Below are 19,846 nucleotides of genomic sequence, written 5' to 3'. Positions count from 1 at the left end.
GTCTCGGTACTGGATACGATAAACCGGCTTAGCCGCATAGCTTGAACCGCCGTATACGGATCCGTACGTACGGTGGTGTGAGAGGACGGCGGATGTAAATCCGCCTCCTACTCGATCTGAATTTCGAGGAGTTTCTGAAATTGTGGAAAACAAATTCGCCAAGCTCGTAAAGCGCGACATAAAGACGCTGCAAATGGCTGTTTTTGCACAGTTTTGACTTGTCCCCATTCGCTGTGGAGCTGGCTGTGAATAACGTGGGAGTAGCTGGCTGAAAGCCTCTGAAACCGTGGCTTGCAGGCTTGTGGTTGTTTTTTGATCAGGCGTTTTCTGGTAAGCAGACGCTTCGCTTGTCAACCTTTTTATAGGCGACGAAAATCGGTGAAGGGCTAGTGCATCAACCTGTGGATAAGTCTGTGATTAAACTCTGGAAAGACTGCGCTAAGGGCCGTGATTGCTGGCCTCGCGCAATCACGTCCATGAACGGTCAGTCGTGCAAAATGCCCTGTCCCGCACATCCCTCGGTTCAGGGTCAAGCAAAAAACTTTCAAAATCTTGCGCAAAGCCTTGTGTGCCGCGGCTTTGCGCTTTTGCACTTGCCCCCGTTATCTGTGGAGCAGACTGTGGATAACATGCGCGCACATGGCTACAGGCCGCGCAGGATATGGCGCTCAAGGTGTTGATCGTTTTTTGTACAGGGTTCGGTGGTTGCCTGTGATTGCCGAGCCGGGCATGCTGCCCGCTGATGGTCCATTTCAATGGCTGCCACGGCGGTCGAAGTCAGGAGAACACGATGTCCAACACCCTGTTTATCACCGGCGCTACTTCCGGTTTTGGTGAAGCCTGTGCCCGTCGTTTTGCCGAGGCTGGCTGGAAACTGGTGCTGACCGGTCGTCGTGAAGAACGCCTCAATGCCCTGTGTGCCGAGCTGTCGAAGCAGACCGAGGTGCATGGCCTGGTGCTGGATGTGCGTGATCGCAAGGCGATGGAGGAGGCGATTGCCAACCTGCCGCCATCGTTCGCCAAACTGCGTGGCCTGATCAACAACGCCGGGCTGGCGCTGGGTGTCGATCCGGCGCCCAAGTGCGACCTCGACGACTGGGACACCATGGTCGACACCAACGTCAAAGGCCTGATGTACGCCACCCGCCTGTTGCTGCCGCGCCTGATCGCCCATGGCCGTGGCGCCGGCATCGTCAACCTCGGCTCGATCGCGGGCAACTACGCGTATCCGGGCAGCCATGTGTATGGCGCGACCAAAGCCTTCGTGAAGCAGTTCTCGCTGAACCTGCGTTGCGACTTGCAGGGTACTGGCGTGCGCGTCAGCAACATCGAGCCGGGCCTGTGCGAGAGCGAGTTCTCGCTGGTGCGCTTTGCTGGCGATCAGGCGCGCTACGACGCGACTTACGCGGGTGCCGAGCCGATCCAGCCGCAGGACATTGCCGAGACGATTTTCTGGGTGATGAATGCGCCGGCGCATATCAACATCAACAGCCTTGAACTGATGCCGGTGAGCCAGACCTGGGCCGGTTTTGCTATCGAGCGTAACAAGGCTTAAGACCGAGTAACGGCCAATCGCTGGCAAGCCAGCTCCCACAGGATTATCGGTGTACACAAACCTTGTGACCGACTCGGTACTTGTGGGAGCTGGCTTGCCAGCGATGAGGCCAGAACAGGCAAAAAAGCTGCATAAGGTAAACTCCCCCCGCACAACCCCACCGCACCCCTGCGGTTTTCAAGGTTTTCGAGGAGTTAAAGTGAGTAACCGAGGTGAGCAGTCGCTGCTCAAACAATCCACCATTCTGATGTTCGCCGTATCGATCGCCGGGATCGTGACCGGTTTTATTTCTGGTGCCGAATCCATCCTGTTCGATGGTTTTTTCTCCCTGATCGCAACCTTCATCAAAGTGCTGATGCTGATCACCGCCAAGTTGATCGCCAAGCAAAGCAATCACAGATTTCAGTTCGGCTTCTGGCATCTGGAGCCGATGGTGCTGCTGATCGAAGGCAGTTTCCTGTTCTTGATCGCCATCTATGCATTTCTCAACGGCGTGTTCGGCATCATCAGCGGCGGGCGTGAAGTCGAGCTGGGCATGGTGATCATCTATGCGGCCGTGTTTACCGTTGTAGAGTTCGCCTACTTCTTCTACATCCGTCGCCGTAATCGCAAGCTCAAGTCGACGCTGATCCGGTTCGACAACATCAGTTGGCTGGTGGACGCGATGCTTTCTGTCGGCCTGCTGGTGAGTTTTCTCACGGCGTTGTTGCTCAAGTCCCAGGGCTATGACGAATGGGCGCTTTACGTCGACCCGTTGATCCTGATTCTGCTGGCCCTGAGCATGCTCGCTCCGGCGTTCAAAATTGTGCGCCCGGCATTGCGTGATGTGTTGGGAATCGCCCCGAACACTCTGGATGAACAGGTGCGTCAGGTGATGGAGGCGGCGAAAGTCGAGCATGGATTCGACGATTACATGTCCTACGTGCAGAAGCACGGCCGGGCGCGGTTCATCGAGATTCATGTGATTTTGCCGGCGGATTATCGACTGGAGAGCGTCGGTCAACTCGACGTCTTGCGCGAGGATATCTCGGCCAGATTGGGCAAGCCGGATGCCGCCCGATGGCTGACCATCAGCTTCACCGGCGACAAGAAGTGGGTCGCCTGACTGTAGGTCAGCGCAGGTATTCAGCCAGCCCGCGATAGCAGGTCGCAAGGTGATACGGCGTGGTCGACGGCATGTCTTTGCGGCTGACCTCGCCCTGCTCGTCGCGACACTCATACCAGCCACCGGCATGCAGGAAGTGCTGTTGCAGCGCCAGCAATTGGCGCAGCACAGCGGCTTCGGCGTCCGGGCGCAAGGTCAGCGCCCGCAGGTATTCAGCCTGCGCCCAGATGCGTTGGGTTGAGTCCTTTGGCCGTCCATCCAGCTCCAGATCGAGCATCGCGCGTACGGCGCCGGATGGCTCGACCACGCCGAACTGCTCGGTGAAGGCAAACGCCCGATCCAGATCCGCGTGCAGTTTCGAACCGCGCAGTAACGGCGAGGATTCGAGCAGGAAATACCATTCGAACTGATGCCCCGGCTCGTACCAGTTATCCACAGCGCCCAGCGGTTTTTCCATCAACACGCCGTATTGCGGATCGACGAATTGCTTGTGCATGGCTGTGCATAACTCGCTCAACGCTTTCTGCGCCACCGGGTCTTCACGCACTGCGATGGTCGCGAGGAAGGCTTCGGCCAAGTGCATCAGCGGATTTTGCAGCGGGCCGGTTTGCAGGGTTGCCCAGTCGCGCTCAAGACAGGCTTCGTAGAGGCCGTCGCCGGTGGCAAAGCGCCGACCGATGACTTCCAGCGCAGCGTTCAGGGTCGATTGCACCAGCGGCTCGCGGGATTTTCCCCAGTAGTGCGCGCAGGCGAACAGGATGAAGGCGTGGGTGTACAGATCCTTGCGCTGATCCAGCGGTTTGCCCTGCGGATCGATGCTGTAGAACCAGCCGCCGTGCTCGGCATCGTGAAAGTGCCGATGCAGGGACTGGAACAGCGCTGCCGCGCGAACCTCGGCGTTATCCACAACCCCGATCAAGCTGGAAAACAGATACAGCTGCCGCGCGCAGGCCATGGCGCGATAGCGCTGCGGTGGCAGTGGTTGATGCGCGGCGTCCAGCGCCTCGTAGGGCAATGCCATGTCGGCATTCCAGCCCGGGCCTTGCCAGAGCGGCACGATCACGTCGAGAAAGTGCTGGTGCACGTCGCCGAACAGGGCGGTCAATTCAGGCTGGGAGGCAGAGCGGGAAGCGTGGGGCATGGGCGGACGTCGTCACGGCAGGGGCGATTGCGCGACATGGTAGCAGAGAGACTGGCATTAGAGACTCGGTGTCTGATCGGCCGTCATCGCTGGCAAGCCAGCTCCCACAGAGAACTTTGCTGCTCACACAATCTGTGGCATAGCATAAAACCCTGTGGGAGCTGCGGTGCGACGATTCGACTTGCCAGCGATGAGGCCGGATCAGACGATAGACATCAACCGGCGAGCAACCACGCACCAGTCACCGCCGAAGCCGCTCCGGCCAGTCGCACCAATGGTGCCGCCGCTCGTGGCAAAACCCGCACCACGCCATAACCCGCTGCATGCAGCGCAGCAGTCGCCACCACAAACCCCGCCGCATACGCCCAAGGACTGGACATCTCCGGCAACTCCAGCCCATGCGCCACACCATGGAACAGCGCAAACCCCGCCGTCGCCGCAACCGCCATCACCAGCGGCGGACGCACTGCCAGCGCCACCGCCAGACCCAGCGCCAGCACCGACGCCGCAATCCCGCTTTCCAGCGCGGGCAATTCCAGCCCTTCAAACCCGAGCATGCCGCCAATCAGCATGGTGCCGACAAAGGTGCACGGCAGCGCCCAGCGCGCGGTGCCTTGTTGCTGCGCAGCCCACAGGCCCACTGCGAGCATCGCCAGCAAGTGATCAAGGCCGCCAATCGGGTGGCTGATGCCGGCGATCAAACCGGTGTCGCCATGCCCCGGATGAGCGAAGGCCAGCGCCGGGGTCAGCAGCAGCGCGACCGCGCCGAGAATGCGTTTGAGTGTCATGAATAAGCTTCCTTGTTGATGAAAATCAGGCTGCGGTGAGCAAGCCCTGGCGTTCGATGAAGGCGATGATTGCTTCCAGGCCCTGACCGGTTTTCTGGTTGCTGAAAACGAACGGCTTGCCGTTGCGCATGCGTTGGGTGTCGCTGTCCATCAGCTCCAGGGAGGCGCCCACCAGCGGCGCCAGGTCGATCTTGTTGATCACCAGCAGATCGGACTTGCAGATGCCCGGCCCGCCCTTGCGCGGCAGCTTGTCGCCGGCCGAAACGTCGATCACGTAGATGGTCAGGTCGGAGAGTTCCGGGCTGAAGGTCGCGGACAGATTGTCGCCACCGGACTCCACCAAAATCAGATCCAGCCCCGGAAAGCGTCGGTTCAGTTGATCGACCGCTTCAAGGTTGATCGAGGCGTCTTCGCGAATCGCCGTGTGCGGACAGCCACCGGTTTCCACGCCGATGATGCGTTCCGGCGCCAAGGCTTCGTTGCGCACGAGAAAATCGGCATCTTCGCGGGTGTAGATGTCGTTGGTGACCACCGCCAGGTTGTAGCGCTCGCGCAAGGCCAGGCACAGCGCCAGAGTCAACGCGGTTTTGCCGGAACCGACCGGGCCGCCGATGCCGACGCGCAGAGGTTGTGAGGTCATGGTTGTTTCTCCTAAGAACGGAACAGGCGGCTGTACTGGCGCTCATGGGCCATGCTCGCCAGGGACAGGCCGAAAGCGGCGCTGCCGATGTGTTGGGGATTGCTGCGAGTAGCGTCCTGCTGCGCCTGTTGCAACAGCGGCAGCAATTGACTGGTCAGGCGCTGCGCGGCTTGCTGGCCCAGCGGCAGAGTTTTCATCAGCACCGCGAGCTGGTTTTCCAGCCAACTCCACAACCACGCGGCCAGCGCGTCCTGCGGGCTGATCTGCCAGGCACGCGCGGCCAGCGACCAGCACAGGGCCAGATGCGGTTCGCTGCATTGTTCGAGGACATCGCGCGCCGGTTGATCGAGTTCGGGCAAGCCGTTGAGCAACTGCTGCAACGAATAACCCATCTGCCGGCTCTCCAGATGCAGCTCGCGCGTCTCCCGACTGGCGCGATGGGTTTCGCAGATTTGCCGGAGTTCACCCCAGTTTTCCTCGGCAGCGGCCTGGCAATGGGCGAGTAACAGCGGCGCTTCGAAGCGCGCGAGGTTGAGCAGCAGTTGATCACTGATCCAGCGCCGCGCGCTGTCGGGATTGCTGACTCGACCGTTATCCACCGCCATTTCCAGACCTTGCGAATAGCTGTAGCCGCCAATCGGCAATTGCGGACTGGCCAGGCGCAGCAGCGCCCAGGCCGGATTCATAAACGCACGCCGAACTGGTGCAGTTTCGGTGCGTAATTAAAGGCTTCCTCGCCGTGGCGTGAATGATGATGGCCGCCACCGTAGGCACCGTGTTCCGGCTGGAACGGCGCTTCAATCGCTTCGACCTGTGCACCAAGTTGTTCAAGCATGGCTTTGAGCACGTAATCGTCGAGCAGGCGCAGCCAGCCGTCGCCGACTTGCAGGGCGACGTGGCGGTTGCCCAGGTGATACGCGGCGCGGGTCAGTTCGAAGGCACTGGCGCAGGTGACGTGCAGCAGTTGCTCGGGACGGGCGCAGACTTTGACGATGCGGCCGTCCTCAGCCTCGAGGCATTCGCCATCAAACAGCGGCGGCTGACCGCGCTCCAAAAACAGCCCGACGTCTTCACCCTCGGCACTGAAACAGCGCAAACGGCTTTTGCTGCGTGCCTCGAAGGTCAGGTGCAACTCGGCGGCCCAGACGGGTTGAGGCGCGATTCTGCGATGAATCACCAGCATCGGAAAGCTTCCAGCAATGGACAATGCTCAGGCTAGAGCAAGGGGCTTGCCAATCGGACGAGATGTGGGAAATCCCTGTCGGAGCGTAGTGGGTGTTTCAGAATGTTGCAGGAATATGAGGGGTTTTGGTGCATGAAGGTTTTTACATGCACCAATTTGCGGCGCAAAAAAGCTCGCAGCCTCCTGTAGGAGCTGCCGAAGGCTGCGATCTTTTGATTTTTATTCGGTGCTGCCCAGGCCTTGCCAGTGCTTGAGGCCGATGAAGATAAAACGCAGTTGCTGAGTGATCTTCGCCTGCGGCATCAAATGCTCGGGCAGCGCCTCGGCCGGCGGATCAATGATCTCGGGCAAAGTGGCGAACACCGATTTGACGATCAGATCCGCAATCACGCTCAAACCATCGCGGCTCAGATGCTGCAGTTTCGGCATGGAGGCCAGATCGGCCGCGAGGTCGGAGCTGATGTCTTCACGCAAGCGGCCAATCGCTTGGCGCACTTGCAGCGATCCACCGTACTGCTCGCGCGCGAGAAACAGGAATTGCGAACGGTTGGCGCTGACCACATCGAGAAAGATCCGCACCGACGCATCGATGATGCCGCCCATGACAAATTCGTTGTGGCGTACCAGGCGAATGGTTTCGCGGAAGGTCTGGCCGACTTCGCTGACCAGCACCAGGCCGAGCTCGTCCATATCGGCGAAATGGCGGTAGAAACCGGTAGGCACGATGCCGGCGGTTTTCGTCACTTCACGCAGGCTCAGGCTGCCGAATCCTCGGCCGCTCTCCATCAAATGGCGGGCAGCGTCCATCAGGGCGTTGCGGGTCTGTTGTTTCTGTTCGGCGCGGGGCAGCATCGCAAGGTGTGTTCTGGTCGGGACAAGCGCCGCACTCTAGCAAATCGGCTTCGTTGGCGTCGAACGGCAGCGGGGGTGTAGCGGGGAATTAGCGATTTGTTTATGCCGGCGTTCTAAAAGTCAAAAGCCCAATCCGGTGATTGGGCTTTTTTTCCAGGCCGCCAAGGGCTTAACTCAAGGCACTGTTGCGTTCGATCACACGGTCACCACCACCTTCGGCAACAGCTTGGCCTTGTGGGGTTTTGTCGTAGCCGTCTTCAACCAGACCTTTCTCTTCCAGACGATTGCGACCGTTTTCGGCTACAGCCTGGCCTTGTGGGGTTTTGTCGTAGCCATCTTCGACCAGGCCTTTTTCTTCCAGACGATTGCGACCGTTTTCGGCGACAGTCTGGCCCTGTGGAGTCTTGTCGTAGCCGTCTTCAGCGAGGGTCTGGCTGAACACAGAGTGGCTGGCTTTGACTTGTGGAGTAGCTTGATCAGCGGCTGGCAGAGCGAAGGCAGTGCTGGCCAGCATCGAGAGGGTAAGACTAAGCAGTAATTGGCGTTTCATGATGGGTTGCTCCTCGGGAGGGCGATAAAGTGGGTACGAGGGCAATGCTACTCTCGATAAGTCGATATAAAAGTTCATAAACGCAATGGTAATAATCAACAGAATTGATTGTTCTGCTGGGAGGCTCTAGACCGGGCCTTTCAGGCGAGTGGTTTTGCACCGAGGTGGGTATTTTCCACCCACTCGCGCCTCGCAAAAGTGCGGGGCCGGTAACGCCAGCTCGACTGATCGGTCAGAATCGCGGCAGCTTTTTACCCGCGAATCGGACTTTCAATTAAACCTGCGGCTGCTTTGTCAGTCACAGAACTCATAATGGGGCCGCTTTCGGCCCACCGTTTCAGCTGCGTCGTGTTCTCGGACGCAGTCGTCTTCAGGAGCTTTGTGCAATGACGCGCACTCGTAAAATCCTCGCCTGGACCTTCACCATTTTTGTTCTGCTATTAGCGGTGCTGGTGTTGGTCATCGTGTTCTTCGACTGGAACCGCATCAAACCGCCGCTCAACGCCAAAGTCTCGGAAGAACTGCACCGACCGTTTGCCATCAATGGCAACCTGGCGGTGGTCTGGCGGCGTGAGCTGGACGAGGGCGGCTGGCGCGCCTGGGTGCCGTGGCCGCACGTGGTGGCCGAGGATTTGAGCCTGGGCAACCCCGAGTGGTCGAAAAAGCCGCAAATGGTCACGCTCAAGCGCGTCGAACTGCGTATCTCGCCGTTGGCATTGTTGACCCAGCGCGTGGCGATTCCGCGCATCGACCTGACTGAGCCGAATGCCGATCTGCAACGCCTGGCCGATGGTCGCGCCAACTGGACGTTCAAATTCGATCCCAAGGACCCGAATGCCGAACCCTCGAACTGGGTGGTGGACATCGGTGCCATCGGTTTCGACAAGGGCCACGTCACCCTTGATGACCAGACGCTGAAAACCAGTCTCGATGTGTTGATCGATCCGCTGGGCAAGCCGATTCCGTTCAGCGAGATCGTCGGTGACAAAGCCGCGAAAGCTGCGCAGGACAAGCATGCTGCGCCGCAGGATTATGCGTTCGGCCTGAAAGTCACTGGCCAGTACCACGGCCAGAAACTTGCCGGCCAAGGCAAGATCGGCGGCCTGCTGGCATTGCAGGATTCGCGCAAACCGTTCCCGTTGCAGGCGCAGGCGAAGATTGGCGATACCAGCATCGAACTCGCCGGCACCCTGACCGATCCGCTCAACCTTGGCGCCCTCGATCTGCGCCTGAAACTCGCTGGCGCCAGCCTCGGTAACTTGTATCCGCTGACCGGCGTGACCCTGCCGGATACTCCGCCATATGCCACCGACGGCCATTTGATCGCCAAGCTGCAAGACCCTGCTGGCGCGCAGTTCCGCTACGAAAAATTCAACGGCAAGATCGGCGGCAGCGATATTCACGGCGATCTGGCCTACGTCGCCAGTCAGCCACGACCAAAGCTCAGCGGCGCGCTGCTGTCCAATCAATTGCTGTTCGCCGACCTCGCACCGCTGATCGGCGCCGATTCCAACGCCAAGCAGAAGGCTCGCGGCGGCGAAAGCAAGCAGCCAACGGATAAAGTGCTGCCGGTCGAAGAATTCAAGACCGAGCGCTGGCGCGACATGGACGCCGACGTCGAATTCACCGGCAAGCGCATCGTTCACAGCGAAGAGTTGCCGTTCACCGACCTCTATACGCATCTGGTGCTGACCGATGGCGTCCTCAGCCTGGAGCCGCTGCGTTTCGGCGTGGCCGGCGGCAATCTCGACGCGCAAATCCGCCTCAATGGCCGTACCGAACCACTCGAAGGCCGGGCCAAACTCACCGCGCGGCGCTTCAAGCTCAAACAGCTGTTCCCGACTTTCGAGCCGATGAAAACCAGTTTCGGCGAGCTGAATGGCGACGCCGACATCAGCGGTCGCGGCAACTCGGTGGCGAAGCTGTTGGGCAGCGCCAATGGCAATCTGAAAATGCTGATCAACGACGGTGCGATCAGTCGTGAGTTGATGGAGTTGGCGGGGCTTAACGTCGGCAACTACGTGATGGGCAAGATCTTTGGCGACAAGGAAGTAAAGATCAACTGCGCGGCGGCGGACTTCGACATCAAGACCGGCCTGGCCTCGACGCGCTTGTTTGTGTTCGATACCGAGAACGCGATCATCTACGTCGACGGAACGGCGAACATGGCCACCGAACAACTGGACCTGACCGTGACGCCGGAATCCAAGGGCTGGCGTTTGATTTCGCTGCGTTCGCCGCTGTATGTGCGCGGCAAGTTCATCAAGCCGGATGCCGGGGTGAAAGCGGTGCCGTTGTTGCTGCGTGGCGCGGGGATGGTGGCGCTGGGCGTGATTGCTGCGCCGGCGGCGGGGCTGTTGGCCCTGATAGCGCCGAGCGGCGGTGAGCCGAATCAGTGTGCGCCGTTGCTCGAACAGATGAAGGCGGGCAAGGCGCCGGTCACTGTCAAACCAACCAAGTAAATCGCTAAACCTGTACCGACGCCATCGCGGGCAAGCCCGCTCCCACAGGATTTGTACTCGACCCTGTGGGAGCGGGCTTGCCCGCGATGACAATCTTGAAGGGCTTACAAATCGTTGAGGATGTCGGCCATGTCATCCGCATGCTCTTCTTCCTGCGCGAGGATGTCTTCGAAGATGCGCCGCGTGGTCGGGTCTTTTTCGCCGATGTACTGAATGATCTCGCGATAGCTGTCGATCGCAATGCGCTCGGCCACCAGATCTTCGTAAACCATCTCTTTCAAGGTGTTCCCGGCGACGTATTGCGCGTGGGACATTTTCGACAGCAGGTCAGGATTGAACTCCGGCTCGCCGCCCAATTGCACGATGCGCTCGGCCAGACGGTCGGCGTGCTGCGCTTCCTGAGTGGCGTGTTCCAGAAATTCCTCGGCAGCGACATGCGCCTTCACACCGTTGGCCATGAAGTAGTGGCGCTTGTAGCGCAACACGCAGACCAGTTCCGTGGCCAGCGATTCATTGAGCAGGCGCAGCACTTCGTCGCGGTCGGCGCTGTAGCCTTCGGTGACGGCACCGTTTTCCACGTTTTGCCGCGCGCGCTCGCGCAGGGTTTGAACATCAGACAAATGCAGGTCGCTCATTTCAGTCTCCTGGAGGCTAATCCGATTGGCGCCACGCTCTACAGGCGTGATCGCTACCCAAGTTGTGAGTTGCGCGTGAGGCGAAAAGTTTTATCTGATTCAGCGCGGGGCCTGCGGCCACGGCAGATGTTCAAGATTAGCTAGACTGCTCGTCGAGTTGTCATCATCGCGAGTGATGCTTGGCGGGCGTCTTGCACGCCTTGCGTCACTCACCGACCACAAGGATGTCTGCCCCATGTCGCAAGGTTCGGCTACGCGTTATCCATTGGTGCTGGTGCCCGGCATGCTCGGGTTTATCCGCTTGCTGCTATACCCGTACTGGTACGGGATCATCGCGGCGCTGCGCCGAGGTGGTGCCACGGTGATTGCCGTTCAGGTGTCGCCGCTGAATTCCAGTGAGGTGCGTGGCGAGCAGTTGCTGGCGCGGATCGAGGAGATTCTGCGCGAGACCGGCGCGCAGAAAGTCAATCTGTTCGGCCACAGCCAAGGCTCGCTGACGGCGCGTTATGCAGCGGCGAAACGCCCGGATCTGGTGGCTTCGGTGACATCCGTGGCCGGGCCGAACCATGGTTCGGAACTGGCTGACTATCTGGCAAAACACTACCCGGCGGACAGTGCAAAGGGCCGTATTCTCGAGGTTTTGCTGCGCTTGATCGGCGCATTGATGAGCCTGCTGGAAACCGGTTATCGCGGGCCGAAACTGCCGGTGGATATTCACGCCTCGCACCAATCGCTGACGACTGAAGGTGTCGCGCTGTTCAATCAGCGTTATCCACAGGGCTTGCCCGAAACCTGGGGCGGGCAGGGGCCGGAGGAAGTTAATGGCGTGCGCTATTACTCGTGGTCAGGGACGTTGCAACCGGGCAAGACCGACCGTGGCGGCAATCTGTTCGACGGTACCAATCGCAGCTGCCGGTTATTCGCCAAAACCTTCGTGCGCGAGCCGGGGCAGTGCGACGGCATGGTCGGCCGCTACAGCTCGCACTTGGGCACGGTGATTGGCGATGACTATCCGCTGGATCACTTCGACATCGTCAACCAGTCGCTGGGGCTGGTGGGCAAGGGCGCGGACCCGGTGCGCTTGTTTGTCGAGCATGCGGCCCGGCTGAAAGCCGCCGGGGTTTAATCCGTCCTTGTGGCGAGGGGATTTATCCCCGTTGGACTGCGCAGCAGGCCCCGCTTTTGAGTTGAAAAGCGGGGCCGCTGCGCGCCCCAACGGGGATAAATCCCCTCGCCACAGGTGACCGGTCAGGCGACGCTGAGTTTGCGGCCAAGCACGGTGGTCCAGCGCTCAGACAAAATCACTCCGCCCAGCGTTAGTAACCCGCCCACCAAGTGATACAGCGCCAATTGCTCCTTCAACACCAACGCCGCAATCAGCGCCGTAATCAACGGCAGCAGATTGAAGAACAACGTGGTCCGGCTCGGCCCCAGCCGCACCACGGCCTGCATCCACGCCAGCGGCGCGACCATCGAAGCCAGCAGGCACGCGTACAGCACCAGCGGAATGTTCTGCAGGGTCAGCCCGGTTTTCTCTGAAACCGCGAACAACGGAAACAACACCACCACCGCCACAAGCACCTGCAAGTACAACAGCACCAGCGGCGGCAAACGCAGCTGCCATTTCTTCAGCAAAGTGCTGTAGATCGCGTAGGCCAAAGTGGCGATCAACATCATCGCATCGCCCAGATTCACCCCGTGTTGCAGCAGCGCGCCGAGACTGCCGGACGACACCACCACCAGCACCCCGGCGAACGACAACACCGCACCCACCAGCGCACCGGCGGTCAGGCGCTGGCCGAGGCTGACGATTGCCATGGCCAGCGACATCAGCGGCATCAGCGACAGGATGATGCCCATGTTGGTGGCCGTGGTCAGCGTCGCGGCGAAGTAAGCCAGGCTCTGATAAACCGCCATGCCCAACACACCAAGGACGAAGATCTTGCCCCGGTTCGGGCGAATCTGCGGCCAGTGCACAATGACCTTTTTCAGCATGAACGGCGTGAATAACACGGCGGCGAACAGCCAGCGATAAAAACCGATCTCGGCCGGAAAGATCGCACCGACCGCCAGTTTGTTGATCACGGTGTTGCCGGCCCAGATGAAAATTGCCAGCAGGGGAAACGCGTATTGCATGGGGGGAAAACCATTACGTTGATGAAACGCGATTATCCACTGTCTGGATGCAGCCCTATACTGCAAAACAGACAGAGCGCCCCTTGCGACGGACAACATGAACAGCAAACACATCGACCTGCTGGATTTCAGCGAACTTCCAGCGCCGGTTTACTTCCGCTACGCCGACTTCAACACCCACGAATACGCCGCGCCGCACCGCCATCCGTGGGGGACTCTGGAGTATGCGGCGCATGGCGTGTTGCACATGGATGTCGACGGCAGCCGCTTCATGTCGCCGCCGCAATACGCGGTGTGGGTGCCGCCGCAGGTGGAACACAGTTTCTACAGTCATCAACCGGTGAATTATCGCGCGGTATGCCTGGAGCCTGCGGTGTGCGCCGATCTGCCGCCAACTGCCTGCACGCTGGCAATCAGCGAAATCCTTAAAGCGATTCTCAAGGACTTCGCCAGTCGCGATGTGAAGATTCCCGAGTCGGATACCGATCAGCGACTGGCGCAGGTGCTGGTTGATCAACTGCGTCAGGCGCCGGTTCATCAATGCTATTTGCCGTACGCCAGCAGCCCGGCGCTGCTGAGTATTCTCGAAGCACTGCAGGCCGAACCCGGCGACAACCAGCCATTGGCGCATTGGGCTCTACAAGTGCATGTCAGCGAACGCACGTTGGCGCGGCTGTTTGTGCGCGAGTTGGGCATGAGTTTCGGTGAATGGCGCCAGCGTCTGCGCTATCTGGCGGCCATCGAGGCGCTGGAAACTTCGCGCAGCGTGCAGGAAATTGCCTTTGACCTCGGCTACAGCAGCGGCTCGGCGTTTATCGCGATGTTCGCCCGCCAGGCCGGTTGCACGCCGGAGCAGTATCGTCGCAGTCATTTGCCCACTAGGAAGGTGTAACAAGCTTTGACTACACTGCGGGGGAGGCCGCATCCATCGGTGCGGTAACAAGGAGAAAACTCCATGAAGATGTTGCGTGTCCCGTTGCTGATGATTGGCCTGCTGCTGTGCTCCCAGGGTTTTGCCGCCACCGCGCAGCAGAACAAAATGACCACCTGCAATGCTGACGCCACGGCCAAAAGCCTCAAGGGCGATGAGCGCAAGACATTCATGAGCACCTGCCTTAAAGCGGCACCGGCAGCCAATGATGCGAAGGTGCTGACGCCGCAGCAGGAGAAGATGAAGACTTGTAATGCGGATGCAAAGACCAAGGCGTTGGCGGGTGATGCGCGCAAGGCATTCATGAGTGAGTGCCTGAAGAAAAAATAAGCCCCAGAGACTTGTGGTGAGTGTGCGGGCCCCATCGTCGGATCGCCGCCCGGACCAAGCCCGCTCCCACAGTAATTCTGTCGTACACAAATTATCCGAATCACCTCCAGACCTGTGGGAGCGGGCTTGCCCGCGATGAGGCCCTCAAGGTCGCCCCTGCATATACCTAGTGCTCCTCTCGGAACGCTGGCAGACTGCCAATCCTTTTACGCCGTTCGTTTTGAGGCTGTATGCCAACGTTTTCTGAGCGTCATGTGTTGTTTTGGGTCAGTTGCATCATCATTTTCGGCGGTTTGCTCCTGGTTTTGCCATTGCGTTTGCTGCCAAGCCTGCTGGCCGGGCTGCTGGTGTTCGAGCTGGTCAACATGCTCACCCCGCAACTGCAACGGCTGATCGAAGGTCGGCGCGCGCGTTGGCTGGCGGTAGCGTTACTGGGAACATTGGTGGTCAGCGTGCTGGCGCTGATCTTCGCCGGGGCCATCAGTTTTCTGCTGCACGAAGCGGAAAATCCCGGCGCTTCTCTCGACAAATTCATGGGGGTGGTTGATCGCGCGCGCGGGCAGTTACCGCCGTTCATCGATGCCTATCTGCCGGCCAGTGCCGCCGAGTTTCGCGTGGCCATTGGCGAATGGATGAGCAAGCATCTGGCCGACCTGCAACTGGTGGGCAAGGATGCGGCGCACATGTTCGTGACCTTGCTGATCGGCATGGTGCTCGGCGCGATCATCGCCCTGCAGCGCGTGCCGGACCTGACCAAGCGCAAACCGCTGGCCGCTGCATTGTTCGACCGGTTGCATCTGCTGGTTCAAGCCTTTCGCAACATCGTCTTCGCACAGATCAAGATTTCCCTGCTCAACACCTTTTTCACCGGGATCTTCCTCGCGGTGGTCCTGCCGATGTTTGGCATCCATCTGCCGCTGACCAAGACTCTTATCGTCCTGACCTTCCTGCTCGGTCTGCTGCCGGTGATCGGCAATCTGATGTCGAACACGCTGATCACCATCGTCGGCCTGTCATTGTCGATCTGGGTGGCGCTGGCCGCGTTGGGCTACCTGATCGTTATCCACAAGCTCGAGTACTTCCTCAACGCGCGGATTGTCGGCGGGCAGATCAGTGCCAAGTCGTGGGAGTTGCTGCTGGCGATGCTGGTGTTCGAAGCCGCATTCGGCCTGCCGGGGGTGGTGGCGGGGCCGATTTATTATGCGTATCTGAAGAGTGAGTTGAAGCTGGCGGGGATGGTTTAAACCGGCTGCTGTAACACCGCTATTGTGGCGAGGGGATTTATCCCCGTTGGCCTGCGCAGCAGGCCCCTGCTCTTAGATTAAAGAGCGGGGCCGCTGCGCGACCCAACGGGGCGGTGCGACGTTTCGCTAAATCCCCTCGCCACAAAAGCCCCTCAACACAAGAGTTGTGATCAGGCCATCGAGCCATAGCGCTTCATGGCTTCAATCGCCAGGCCGCTGCCAATGCTGCCAAAGATATTGCCTTCGACATGCCGTGCATTCGGCAGCATCGCCGAGACGCTGTTGCGCAGCGCCGGAATCCCGCTCGAACCACCGGTGAAGAACACCGTATCGACCTGATCCACCGCCACATTGGCGTCGCTCAGCAATTGCGTGACGCTGCCGCGTACTCGCTCCAGCAAAGCGTCGATGGCCGATTCGAACAATACGCGAGTCAGGTCCACGCTCAGGCCCGGTTCGATGCGGTCCAGCGGCACGTGACGACTGTCGGCGTGGGTCAGCTGGATCTTGGTTTCTTCGACTTCCATGGCCAGCCAGTGCCCGGCGCGCTGTTCGATCAACTTGAACAGACGATCAATGCCGCCAGTGTCTTCGATGTCGTAGCGCATGCTGCCCAGCGCGAGGCTGGATTTCTGCGAGTACACCGAGTTGATGGTGTGCCAGGTCGCCAGGTTCATGTGGTGGCTGGTCGGCATGTAGGCGCCGCTTTTCATGCGGCTGCCGTAGCCGAACAGCGGCATCAGGCCTTGCAGGCTCAGCTGTTTGTCGAAGTCGGTCCCGCCGATGTGCACACCGCCGGTGGCGAGGATGTCGTCATGGCGGTTATCGAAGTTACGCCGCTCGGGTGACAGGCGCACCAGCGAGAAGTCGGAGGTACCACCGCCAATGTCGACGATCAGTACCAGCTCTTCTTTCTCGATGGTCGACTCGTAGTCGAACGCCGCCGCGATGGGTTCGTACTGGAACGACACTTCCTTGAAACCGAGCTTGTGCGCGACCTCGACCAAGGTGTCTTCAGCTTCCTGGTCGGCCAGCGGATCGTCATCGACGAAGAACACCGGACGGCCCAGCACCACTTGTTCGAACTCGCGCCCGGCGGCTGCTTCGGCGCGATTCTTGAGCTGGCCGATGAACAGGCCGAGCAAATCCTTGAACGGCATCGCCGTGCCGAGAACGCTGGTGTCATGCTTGATCAGCTTGGAACCGAGCAGGCTCTTCAGCGAGCGCATCAGTCGGCCTTCGTAGCCTTCCAGGTACTCGTGTAGCGCCAGACGACCGTAGACCGGGCGGCGTTCCTCGATGTTGAAGAAGACCACCGACGGCAGGGTGATCTTGTCGTCTTCCAGCGCGATCATCGTTTCCATGCCGGGGCGCAGCCAGCCGACGGTGGAGTTGGACGTGCCAAAGTCGATACCGCAGGCACGGGCTGGAGAGGCGTCTTTCATGTCTTTCGGTTCCGGTCAAAAAACGGCCGCGCAGTGTATGTCAGTGCGCGGCAGATTCGAAGGCCGGTCATCTGCTATTTCGCTACTAAACTCGCTTGAAAGCGCAGGTTTCGCCCCAAACTTGCTGGCATGGGCCGGCAGACATACCGGCGGTCGCAAGAACCGCCGCCCACTGCCGATAAACTTCTGTCGCGCCACCCGGTCACAAATTTGAGATCGGTCAACCTGGCACGCGCGAATCGGCGCATGCTGGCGGCGCGAAACCGATAACGGATGGTGACTCCTTCAATGGACTTTAAAGACTATTACAAGATACTCGGCGTGGAGCCGACAGCAGACGACAAGGCGATCAAGGCTGCCTATCGCAAGCTGGCGCGCAAATACCACCCCGATGTCAGCAAGGAAAAAGACGCCGAGGCCAAGTTCAAGGACGCCTCGGAAGCTTATGAAGCGCTGAAAAGTGCCGACAAGCGCGCCGAATACGACGACCTGCGCCGTTACGGCCAGCACGGTCAGCCGTTCCAGGGGCCACCGGGCTGGCAGAGCCGTGGCGGTTTCGGCGGCGGCGGTCAGGACACTGGCGACTTCTCGGACTTCTTCAGTTCGATCTTTGGCAATCGCGGCCCCGGTTTCGGTGGCGGCGCTGGCCGGCAATCTCATAGCGCCGGGCGCCGAGGACAAGACGTGGAAATGGAATTGGCGGTCTTTCTCGAAGAGACCCTTTCGAACGAGTCGAAAAAGGTCACCTTCCAGGTGCCTCAGTACAACGCGGCGGGTCAGCACGTCAGCAACACCAGCAAAAGCCTGAACGTGAAGATCCCGGCGGGTGTGGCCGACGGCGAGCGTATTCGCCTCAAAGGCCAGGGCGCACCGGGCGTCGGTGGCGGTGCGAATGGCGATCTGTACCTGACCATTCGTTTTGCGCCGCACCCGAAATTCGATGTCGAGGGCAATGACCTGATCATCACCTTGCCATTGGCACCGTGGGAGCTGGCGCTGGGCGCCGAAGTGGCCGTGCCGACCCTGACCGGCAAGATCAACCTCAAAGTTCCGGCCGGCAGCCAGAACGGCCAGCGCATGCGCGCCAAGGGCCATGGTTTGCAGAACAAGGCCGGCGAGCGCGGCTTCCTGTTCGTCCAGCTCAAGGCCGTCATGCCGAAAGCCAGCGACGACGAGGTCAAGGCGCTGTGGCAGGAGCTGGCGAAAAAAGCCGCTTTCAACCCGCGTGAGAACTTCTGAACCCAGCGATGGAGTAGCCCGAAATGAGCAGCCCCCTGATCGTTCAACTGGACTTGGCAGAATTCTGTGAGGCGACCGATTTGTCGGACGTCTACGTGATCGAAATCGTCGAACACGGCATCCTCGAACCTCAGGGCGCGCTGCCCAAGGACTGGCGTTTCACCGATTACGAACTGGCGCTGGCCAAACGCGCCGCCAAGTTGCGGCGCGATCTGGAGCTGGAATGGGAAGGCGTCGCGCTGGCGCTGGATCTGCTGGAAGAAGTGCAGGAACTGCGCGCCGAAAACCGCATGCTCAAACAGCGGCTGGCGCGGTTGGTGGTGGAATGATCAGGTTTTTCTGGGTAACACCACGCTGAACAACGTCCCTGCGTCGGCACTCGAACTGACCTCGATCCTCCCGCCGTGGGCGGTCACGACTTCCTTGACGATAAACAGCCCAAGGCCAAGGCTGGTCGACGGCTGGCCGAGTTCTTCGTCGGCGCTGCGCACCAACGGATCGAAAATCGTGCCAATGGCTTCTTCGGGAATCGGCGGGCCGTAGTTGTGCACGCTCAGGTGCACGCTGTCGATTTCACCGCGCAGTCTGATGAACACCGCACGCGGATCTGATCCATGCTGCAAAGCATTACCGATCAGGTTCTGCAGCAGTTGATCGAGGCGCCCGGAATCCCAGACGCCGCGCGTATCGCCTTCGATGTTCAACGTCGGATCGCATTCCGGATTGCCGGCGCTGGCCTCGGCAATGGCGGCCCGTACCGTGTCTGCCAGATCCATCGGCCGCGGCTCGATCGGCAGGCTTTTGCCCAGTCGGCTGCGCACCAGTTCCAGCAAATCGTTGACCATCGCCGCCATGTGCCGCGCGCCTTGCTTGATGTTCAGCGCGCAGGTCAGCGCCGGGCCTTCAAGCGTGGTTTTGCGCATCAGCAGTTCAGTGGACATGCTCACCGCTTGCAGCGGCGCACGCAGGTCGTGGCCGAGAATCGCGAGAAAGATATCCCGCGAGCGATTCAGCTGTTCGGCATAAGCCGCCGTTGATTCGGCCAACGCTTCGTCGATGGCTTCGTTGAACCGGATCATGTCCTGAAGGTACGCCTGGTCTGGAGTCTCCATGCTCTCGACCCAGCGGCGGATCACGCAGGCACGCAGGTGACGGAATTCCGAAGTCATCTGCACCAGATCGAAACCCACCGTATGGCGCAGTTCGCCGTGACTGGCCCCGGCCTCGTCCAGGCTCGGGGTTTTCTCCGGACCTTCGCCCCGCGCTTTGGCCTTTTGCTCACTGGCGGTTTGCGCGGTGTCCATGTCCCGCGCGGCAGCCAGAAGAATCTCCCGGGCATGATCGCGCAGCGCGATGCTGTCCATATGGTCTGCGGCGGGTGTGATGGTCTTGGCGAATTGTTCCCACTCGTCGACGATGCGATCCGCGTGGTGCCTGATGAAATCGGATAAACGCATGTACGGGTTCCTGAACTTTTTGGCGGGGCGTGGCGAATAGTAGTCCCTTTGTGCGGGGAATGTAGCGTCCACGGGCCGGAAATGTCCGCTGACACACCAGCCCGCGTCGATACATATGTACCGCAAGCTCCCGGGACCTGCATGGTCTGCTTT

The 19,846-nt window shown here is 60.0% G+C and carries 20 protein-coding genes; 9 read left to right on the top strand and 11 right to left on the bottom strand.

Annotated features, from left to right (window positions below; genetic code table 11):
• The first annotated feature begins 790 nt into the window (after nucleotides 1-790).
• Both ACP7BN_RS22360 and ACP7BN_RS22355 read left to right on the top strand, forming a co-directional pair.
• Nucleotides 791-1,555, top strand: a complete 765-nt coding sequence (locus tag ACP7BN_RS22360; protein WP_420647042.1) for an SDR family oxidoreductase — start codon at nucleotides 791-793, stop codon at nucleotides 1,553-1,555.
• A 199-nt stretch (nucleotides 1,556-1,754) separates the two neighbouring features.
• A complete protein-coding gene (locus tag ACP7BN_RS22355; protein WP_426206118.1) occupies nucleotides 1,755-2,660 on the top strand; it encodes a cation diffusion facilitator family transporter in 906 nt (301 codons plus the stop codon).
• 7 nt (nucleotides 2,661-2,667) lie between these two features.
• Here ACP7BN_RS22355 and ACP7BN_RS22350 read toward each other — a convergent pair whose 3' ends face one another.
• The 7 genes from ACP7BN_RS22350 to ACP7BN_RS22320 all read right to left on the bottom strand — a co-directional run bounded on the left by ACP7BN_RS22350 (nucleotide 2,668) and on the right by ACP7BN_RS22320 (nucleotide 7,814).
• Nucleotides 2,668-3,801 (bottom strand): AGE family epimerase/isomerase, encoded by a 1,134-nt coding sequence (locus tag ACP7BN_RS22350; RefSeq protein ID WP_426206117.1) that lies wholly within the window; start codon nucleotides 3,799-3,801, stop codon nucleotides 2,668-2,670.
• A gap of 215 nt (nucleotides 3,802-4,016) precedes the next feature.
• Complete coding sequence (locus ACP7BN_RS22345; RefSeq protein ID WP_426206115.1) at nucleotides 4,017-4,589, bottom strand: HupE/UreJ family protein; 573 nt, start codon at nucleotides 4,587-4,589, stop codon at nucleotides 4,017-4,019.
• A 25-nt stretch (nucleotides 4,590-4,614) separates the two neighbouring features.
• Nucleotides 4,615-5,229 carry an urease accessory protein UreG gene (gene ureG / locus ACP7BN_RS22340; RefSeq protein ID WP_420647046.1) on the bottom strand — a complete coding sequence of 205 codons (615 nt, stop codon included), beginning with the start codon at nucleotides 5,227-5,229 and terminating at the stop codon, nucleotides 4,615-4,617.
• 11 nt (nucleotides 5,230-5,240) lie between these two features.
• Nucleotides 5,241-5,915 carry an urease accessory protein UreF gene (locus ACP7BN_RS22335; RefSeq protein WP_426206114.1) on the bottom strand — a complete coding sequence of 225 codons (675 nt, stop codon included), beginning with the start codon at nucleotides 5,913-5,915 and terminating at the stop codon, nucleotides 5,241-5,243.
• A complete protein-coding gene (gene ureE, locus ACP7BN_RS22330; RefSeq protein WP_420647048.1) occupies nucleotides 5,912-6,412 on the bottom strand; it encodes an urease accessory protein UreE in 501 nt (166 codons plus the stop codon). Before ureE ends, ACP7BN_RS22335 begins: the two co-directional genes overlap by 4 nt.
• A gap of 219 nt (nucleotides 6,413-6,631) precedes the next feature.
• Nucleotides 6,632-7,264, bottom strand: a complete 633-nt coding sequence (locus ACP7BN_RS22325; protein ID WP_420647049.1) for a TetR family transcriptional regulator — start codon at nucleotides 7,262-7,264, stop codon at nucleotides 6,632-6,634.
• A gap of 169 nt (nucleotides 7,265-7,433) precedes the next feature.
• Nucleotides 7,434-7,814, bottom strand: coding sequence for a hypothetical protein (locus tag ACP7BN_RS22320; RefSeq protein ID WP_426206112.1), 381 nt, complete (start codon nucleotides 7,812-7,814; stop codon nucleotides 7,434-7,436).
• A 386-nt stretch (nucleotides 7,815-8,200) separates the two neighbouring features.
• Here ACP7BN_RS22320 and ACP7BN_RS22315 point away from each other — a divergent pair, with 386 nt between their 5' ends.
• On the top strand, nucleotides 8,201-10,276 hold the full coding sequence (locus tag ACP7BN_RS22315; RefSeq protein ID WP_426206111.1) for an AsmA family protein: 2,076 nt from the start codon (nucleotides 8,201-8,203) through the stop codon (nucleotides 10,274-10,276).
• Between the two features lie 104 nt (nucleotides 10,277-10,380).
• On the opposite strand, the gene ACP7BN_RS22310 is transcribed toward ACP7BN_RS22315, so the two are convergent.
• On the bottom strand, nucleotides 10,381-10,911 hold the full coding sequence (locus ACP7BN_RS22310) for a ferritin-like domain-containing protein (RefSeq protein ID WP_420647052.1): 531 nt from the start codon (nucleotides 10,909-10,911) through the stop codon (nucleotides 10,381-10,383).
• A 235-nt stretch (nucleotides 10,912-11,146) separates the two neighbouring features.
• Here ACP7BN_RS22310 and ACP7BN_RS22305 point away from each other — a divergent pair, with 235 nt between their 5' ends.
• On the top strand, nucleotides 11,147-12,037 hold the full coding sequence (locus tag ACP7BN_RS22305) for an alpha/beta fold hydrolase (RefSeq protein ID WP_426206110.1): 891 nt from the start codon (nucleotides 11,147-11,149) through the stop codon (nucleotides 12,035-12,037).
• Between the two features lie 122 nt (nucleotides 12,038-12,159).
• Here ACP7BN_RS22305 and ACP7BN_RS22300 read toward each other — a convergent pair whose 3' ends face one another.
• Nucleotides 12,160-13,047, bottom strand: coding sequence for a DMT family transporter (locus tag ACP7BN_RS22300; RefSeq protein WP_426206108.1), 888 nt, complete (start codon nucleotides 13,045-13,047; stop codon nucleotides 12,160-12,162).
• Between the two features lie 97 nt (nucleotides 13,048-13,144).
• Here ACP7BN_RS22300 and ACP7BN_RS22295 point away from each other — a divergent pair, with 97 nt between their 5' ends.
• From ACP7BN_RS22295 to ACP7BN_RS22285, 3 genes are all read left to right on the top strand, one after another.
• Entirely contained in the window at nucleotides 13,145-13,939 is a 795-nt protein-coding gene (locus ACP7BN_RS22295; protein ID WP_426206106.1) for an AraC family transcriptional regulator, read from the top strand.
• Between the two features lie 63 nt (nucleotides 13,940-14,002).
• Nucleotides 14,003-14,308: a PsiF family protein gene (locus ACP7BN_RS22290; protein ID WP_426206105.1), complete on the top strand. Its 306-nt coding sequence runs from the start codon at nucleotides 14,003-14,005 to the stop codon at nucleotides 14,306-14,308.
• A gap of 230 nt (nucleotides 14,309-14,538) precedes the next feature.
• Nucleotides 14,539-15,552, top strand: coding sequence for an AI-2E family transporter (locus ACP7BN_RS22285; RefSeq protein WP_420647057.1), 1,014 nt, complete (start codon nucleotides 14,539-14,541; stop codon nucleotides 15,550-15,552).
• A 170-nt stretch (nucleotides 15,553-15,722) separates the two neighbouring features.
• Here the strand turns inward: ACP7BN_RS22285 and ACP7BN_RS22280 are convergent, their stop codons facing one another.
• Nucleotides 15,723-16,997 carry an Hsp70 family protein gene (locus tag ACP7BN_RS22280; RefSeq protein ID WP_426206103.1) on the bottom strand — a complete coding sequence of 425 codons (1,275 nt, stop codon included), beginning with the start codon at nucleotides 16,995-16,997 and terminating at the stop codon, nucleotides 15,723-15,725.
• A 288-nt stretch (nucleotides 16,998-17,285) separates the two neighbouring features.
• Between ACP7BN_RS22280 and ACP7BN_RS22275 the strand changes: the two genes are divergently transcribed.
• Both ACP7BN_RS22275 and ACP7BN_RS22270 read left to right on the top strand, forming a co-directional pair.
• Nucleotides 17,286-18,236 (top strand): DnaJ C-terminal domain-containing protein, encoded by a 951-nt coding sequence (locus ACP7BN_RS22275; protein WP_420647059.1) that lies wholly within the window; start codon nucleotides 17,286-17,288, stop codon nucleotides 18,234-18,236.
• A gap of 23 nt (nucleotides 18,237-18,259) precedes the next feature.
• Nucleotides 18,260-18,565: a chaperone modulator CbpM gene (locus tag ACP7BN_RS22270; RefSeq protein WP_426206102.1), complete on the top strand. Its 306-nt coding sequence runs from the start codon at nucleotides 18,260-18,262 to the stop codon at nucleotides 18,563-18,565.
• On the opposite strand, the gene ACP7BN_RS22265 is transcribed toward ACP7BN_RS22270, so the two are convergent.
• Nucleotides 18,566-19,693 carry a sensor histidine kinase gene (locus ACP7BN_RS22265; protein WP_426206101.1) on the bottom strand — a complete coding sequence of 376 codons (1,128 nt, stop codon included), beginning with the start codon at nucleotides 19,691-19,693 and terminating at the stop codon, nucleotides 18,566-18,568.
• Between the last annotated feature and the right edge of the window lie 153 nt (nucleotides 19,694-19,846).

Source organism: Pseudomonas sp. TWP3-1 (assembly GCF_049896625.1).
Lineage (GTDB): Bacteria > Pseudomonadota > Gammaproteobacteria > Pseudomonadales > Pseudomonadaceae > Aquipseudomonas.
Note: the sequence above shows the minus strand (reverse complement) of the source record. Positions and strands in the feature narration are given on the sequence as shown.

Excerpts from the sequence above, each read along its gene's own strand:
- ACP7BN_RS22360 (WP_420647042.1), top strand. The coding sequence starts at position 791 with ATGTCCAACACCCTGTTTATCACCGGCGCTACTTCCGGTTTTGGTGAA.
- ACP7BN_RS22350 (WP_426206117.1), bottom strand. The coding sequence starts at position 3,801 with ATGCCCCACGCTTCCCGCTCTGCCTCCCAGCCTGAATTGACCGCCCTG.
- ACP7BN_RS22345 (WP_426206115.1), bottom strand. The coding sequence starts at position 4,589 with ATGACACTCAAACGCATTCTCGGCGCGGTCGCGCTGCTGCTGACCCCG.
- ureG (WP_420647046.1), bottom strand. The coding sequence starts at position 5,229 with ATGACCTCACAACCTCTGCGCGTCGGCATCGGCGGCCCGGTCGGTTCC.
- ACP7BN_RS22335 (WP_426206114.1), bottom strand. The coding sequence starts at position 5,915 with ATGAATCCGGCCTGGGCGCTGCTGCGCCTGGCCAGTCCGCAATTGCCG.
- ureE (WP_420647048.1), bottom strand. The coding sequence starts at position 6,412 with ATGCTGGTGATTCATCGCAGAATCGCGCCTCAACCCGTCTGGGCCGCC.
- ACP7BN_RS22325 (WP_420647049.1), bottom strand. The coding sequence starts at position 7,264 with ATGCTGCCCCGCGCCGAACAGAAACAACAGACCCGCAACGCCCTGATG.
- ACP7BN_RS22320 (WP_426206112.1), bottom strand. The coding sequence starts at position 7,814 with ATGAAACGCCAATTACTGCTTAGTCTTACCCTCTCGATGCTGGCCAGC.
- ACP7BN_RS22315 (WP_426206111.1), top strand. The coding sequence starts at position 8,201 with ATGACGCGCACTCGTAAAATCCTCGCCTGGACCTTCACCATTTTTGTT.
- ACP7BN_RS22310 (WP_420647052.1), bottom strand. The coding sequence starts at position 10,911 with ATGAGCGACCTGCATTTGTCTGATGTTCAAACCCTGCGCGAGCGCGCG.
- ACP7BN_RS22305 (WP_426206110.1), top strand. The coding sequence starts at position 11,147 with ATGTCGCAAGGTTCGGCTACGCGTTATCCATTGGTGCTGGTGCCCGGC.
- ACP7BN_RS22300 (WP_426206108.1), bottom strand. The coding sequence starts at position 13,047 with ATGCAATACGCGTTTCCCCTGCTGGCAATTTTCATCTGGGCCGGCAAC.
- ACP7BN_RS22295 (WP_426206106.1), top strand. The coding sequence starts at position 13,145 with ATGAACAGCAAACACATCGACCTGCTGGATTTCAGCGAACTTCCAGCG.
- ACP7BN_RS22290 (WP_426206105.1), top strand. The coding sequence starts at position 14,003 with ATGAAGATGTTGCGTGTCCCGTTGCTGATGATTGGCCTGCTGCTGTGC.
- ACP7BN_RS22285 (WP_420647057.1), top strand. The coding sequence starts at position 14,539 with ATGCCAACGTTTTCTGAGCGTCATGTGTTGTTTTGGGTCAGTTGCATC.
- ACP7BN_RS22280 (WP_426206103.1), bottom strand. The coding sequence starts at position 16,997 with ATGAAAGACGCCTCTCCAGCCCGTGCCTGCGGTATCGACTTTGGCACG.
- ACP7BN_RS22275 (WP_420647059.1), top strand. The coding sequence starts at position 17,286 with ATGGACTTTAAAGACTATTACAAGATACTCGGCGTGGAGCCGACAGCA.
- ACP7BN_RS22270 (WP_426206102.1), top strand. The coding sequence starts at position 18,260 with ATGAGCAGCCCCCTGATCGTTCAACTGGACTTGGCAGAATTCTGTGAG.
- ACP7BN_RS22265 (WP_426206101.1), bottom strand. The coding sequence starts at position 19,693 with ATGCGTTTATCCGATTTCATCAGGCACCACGCGGATCGCATCGTCGAC.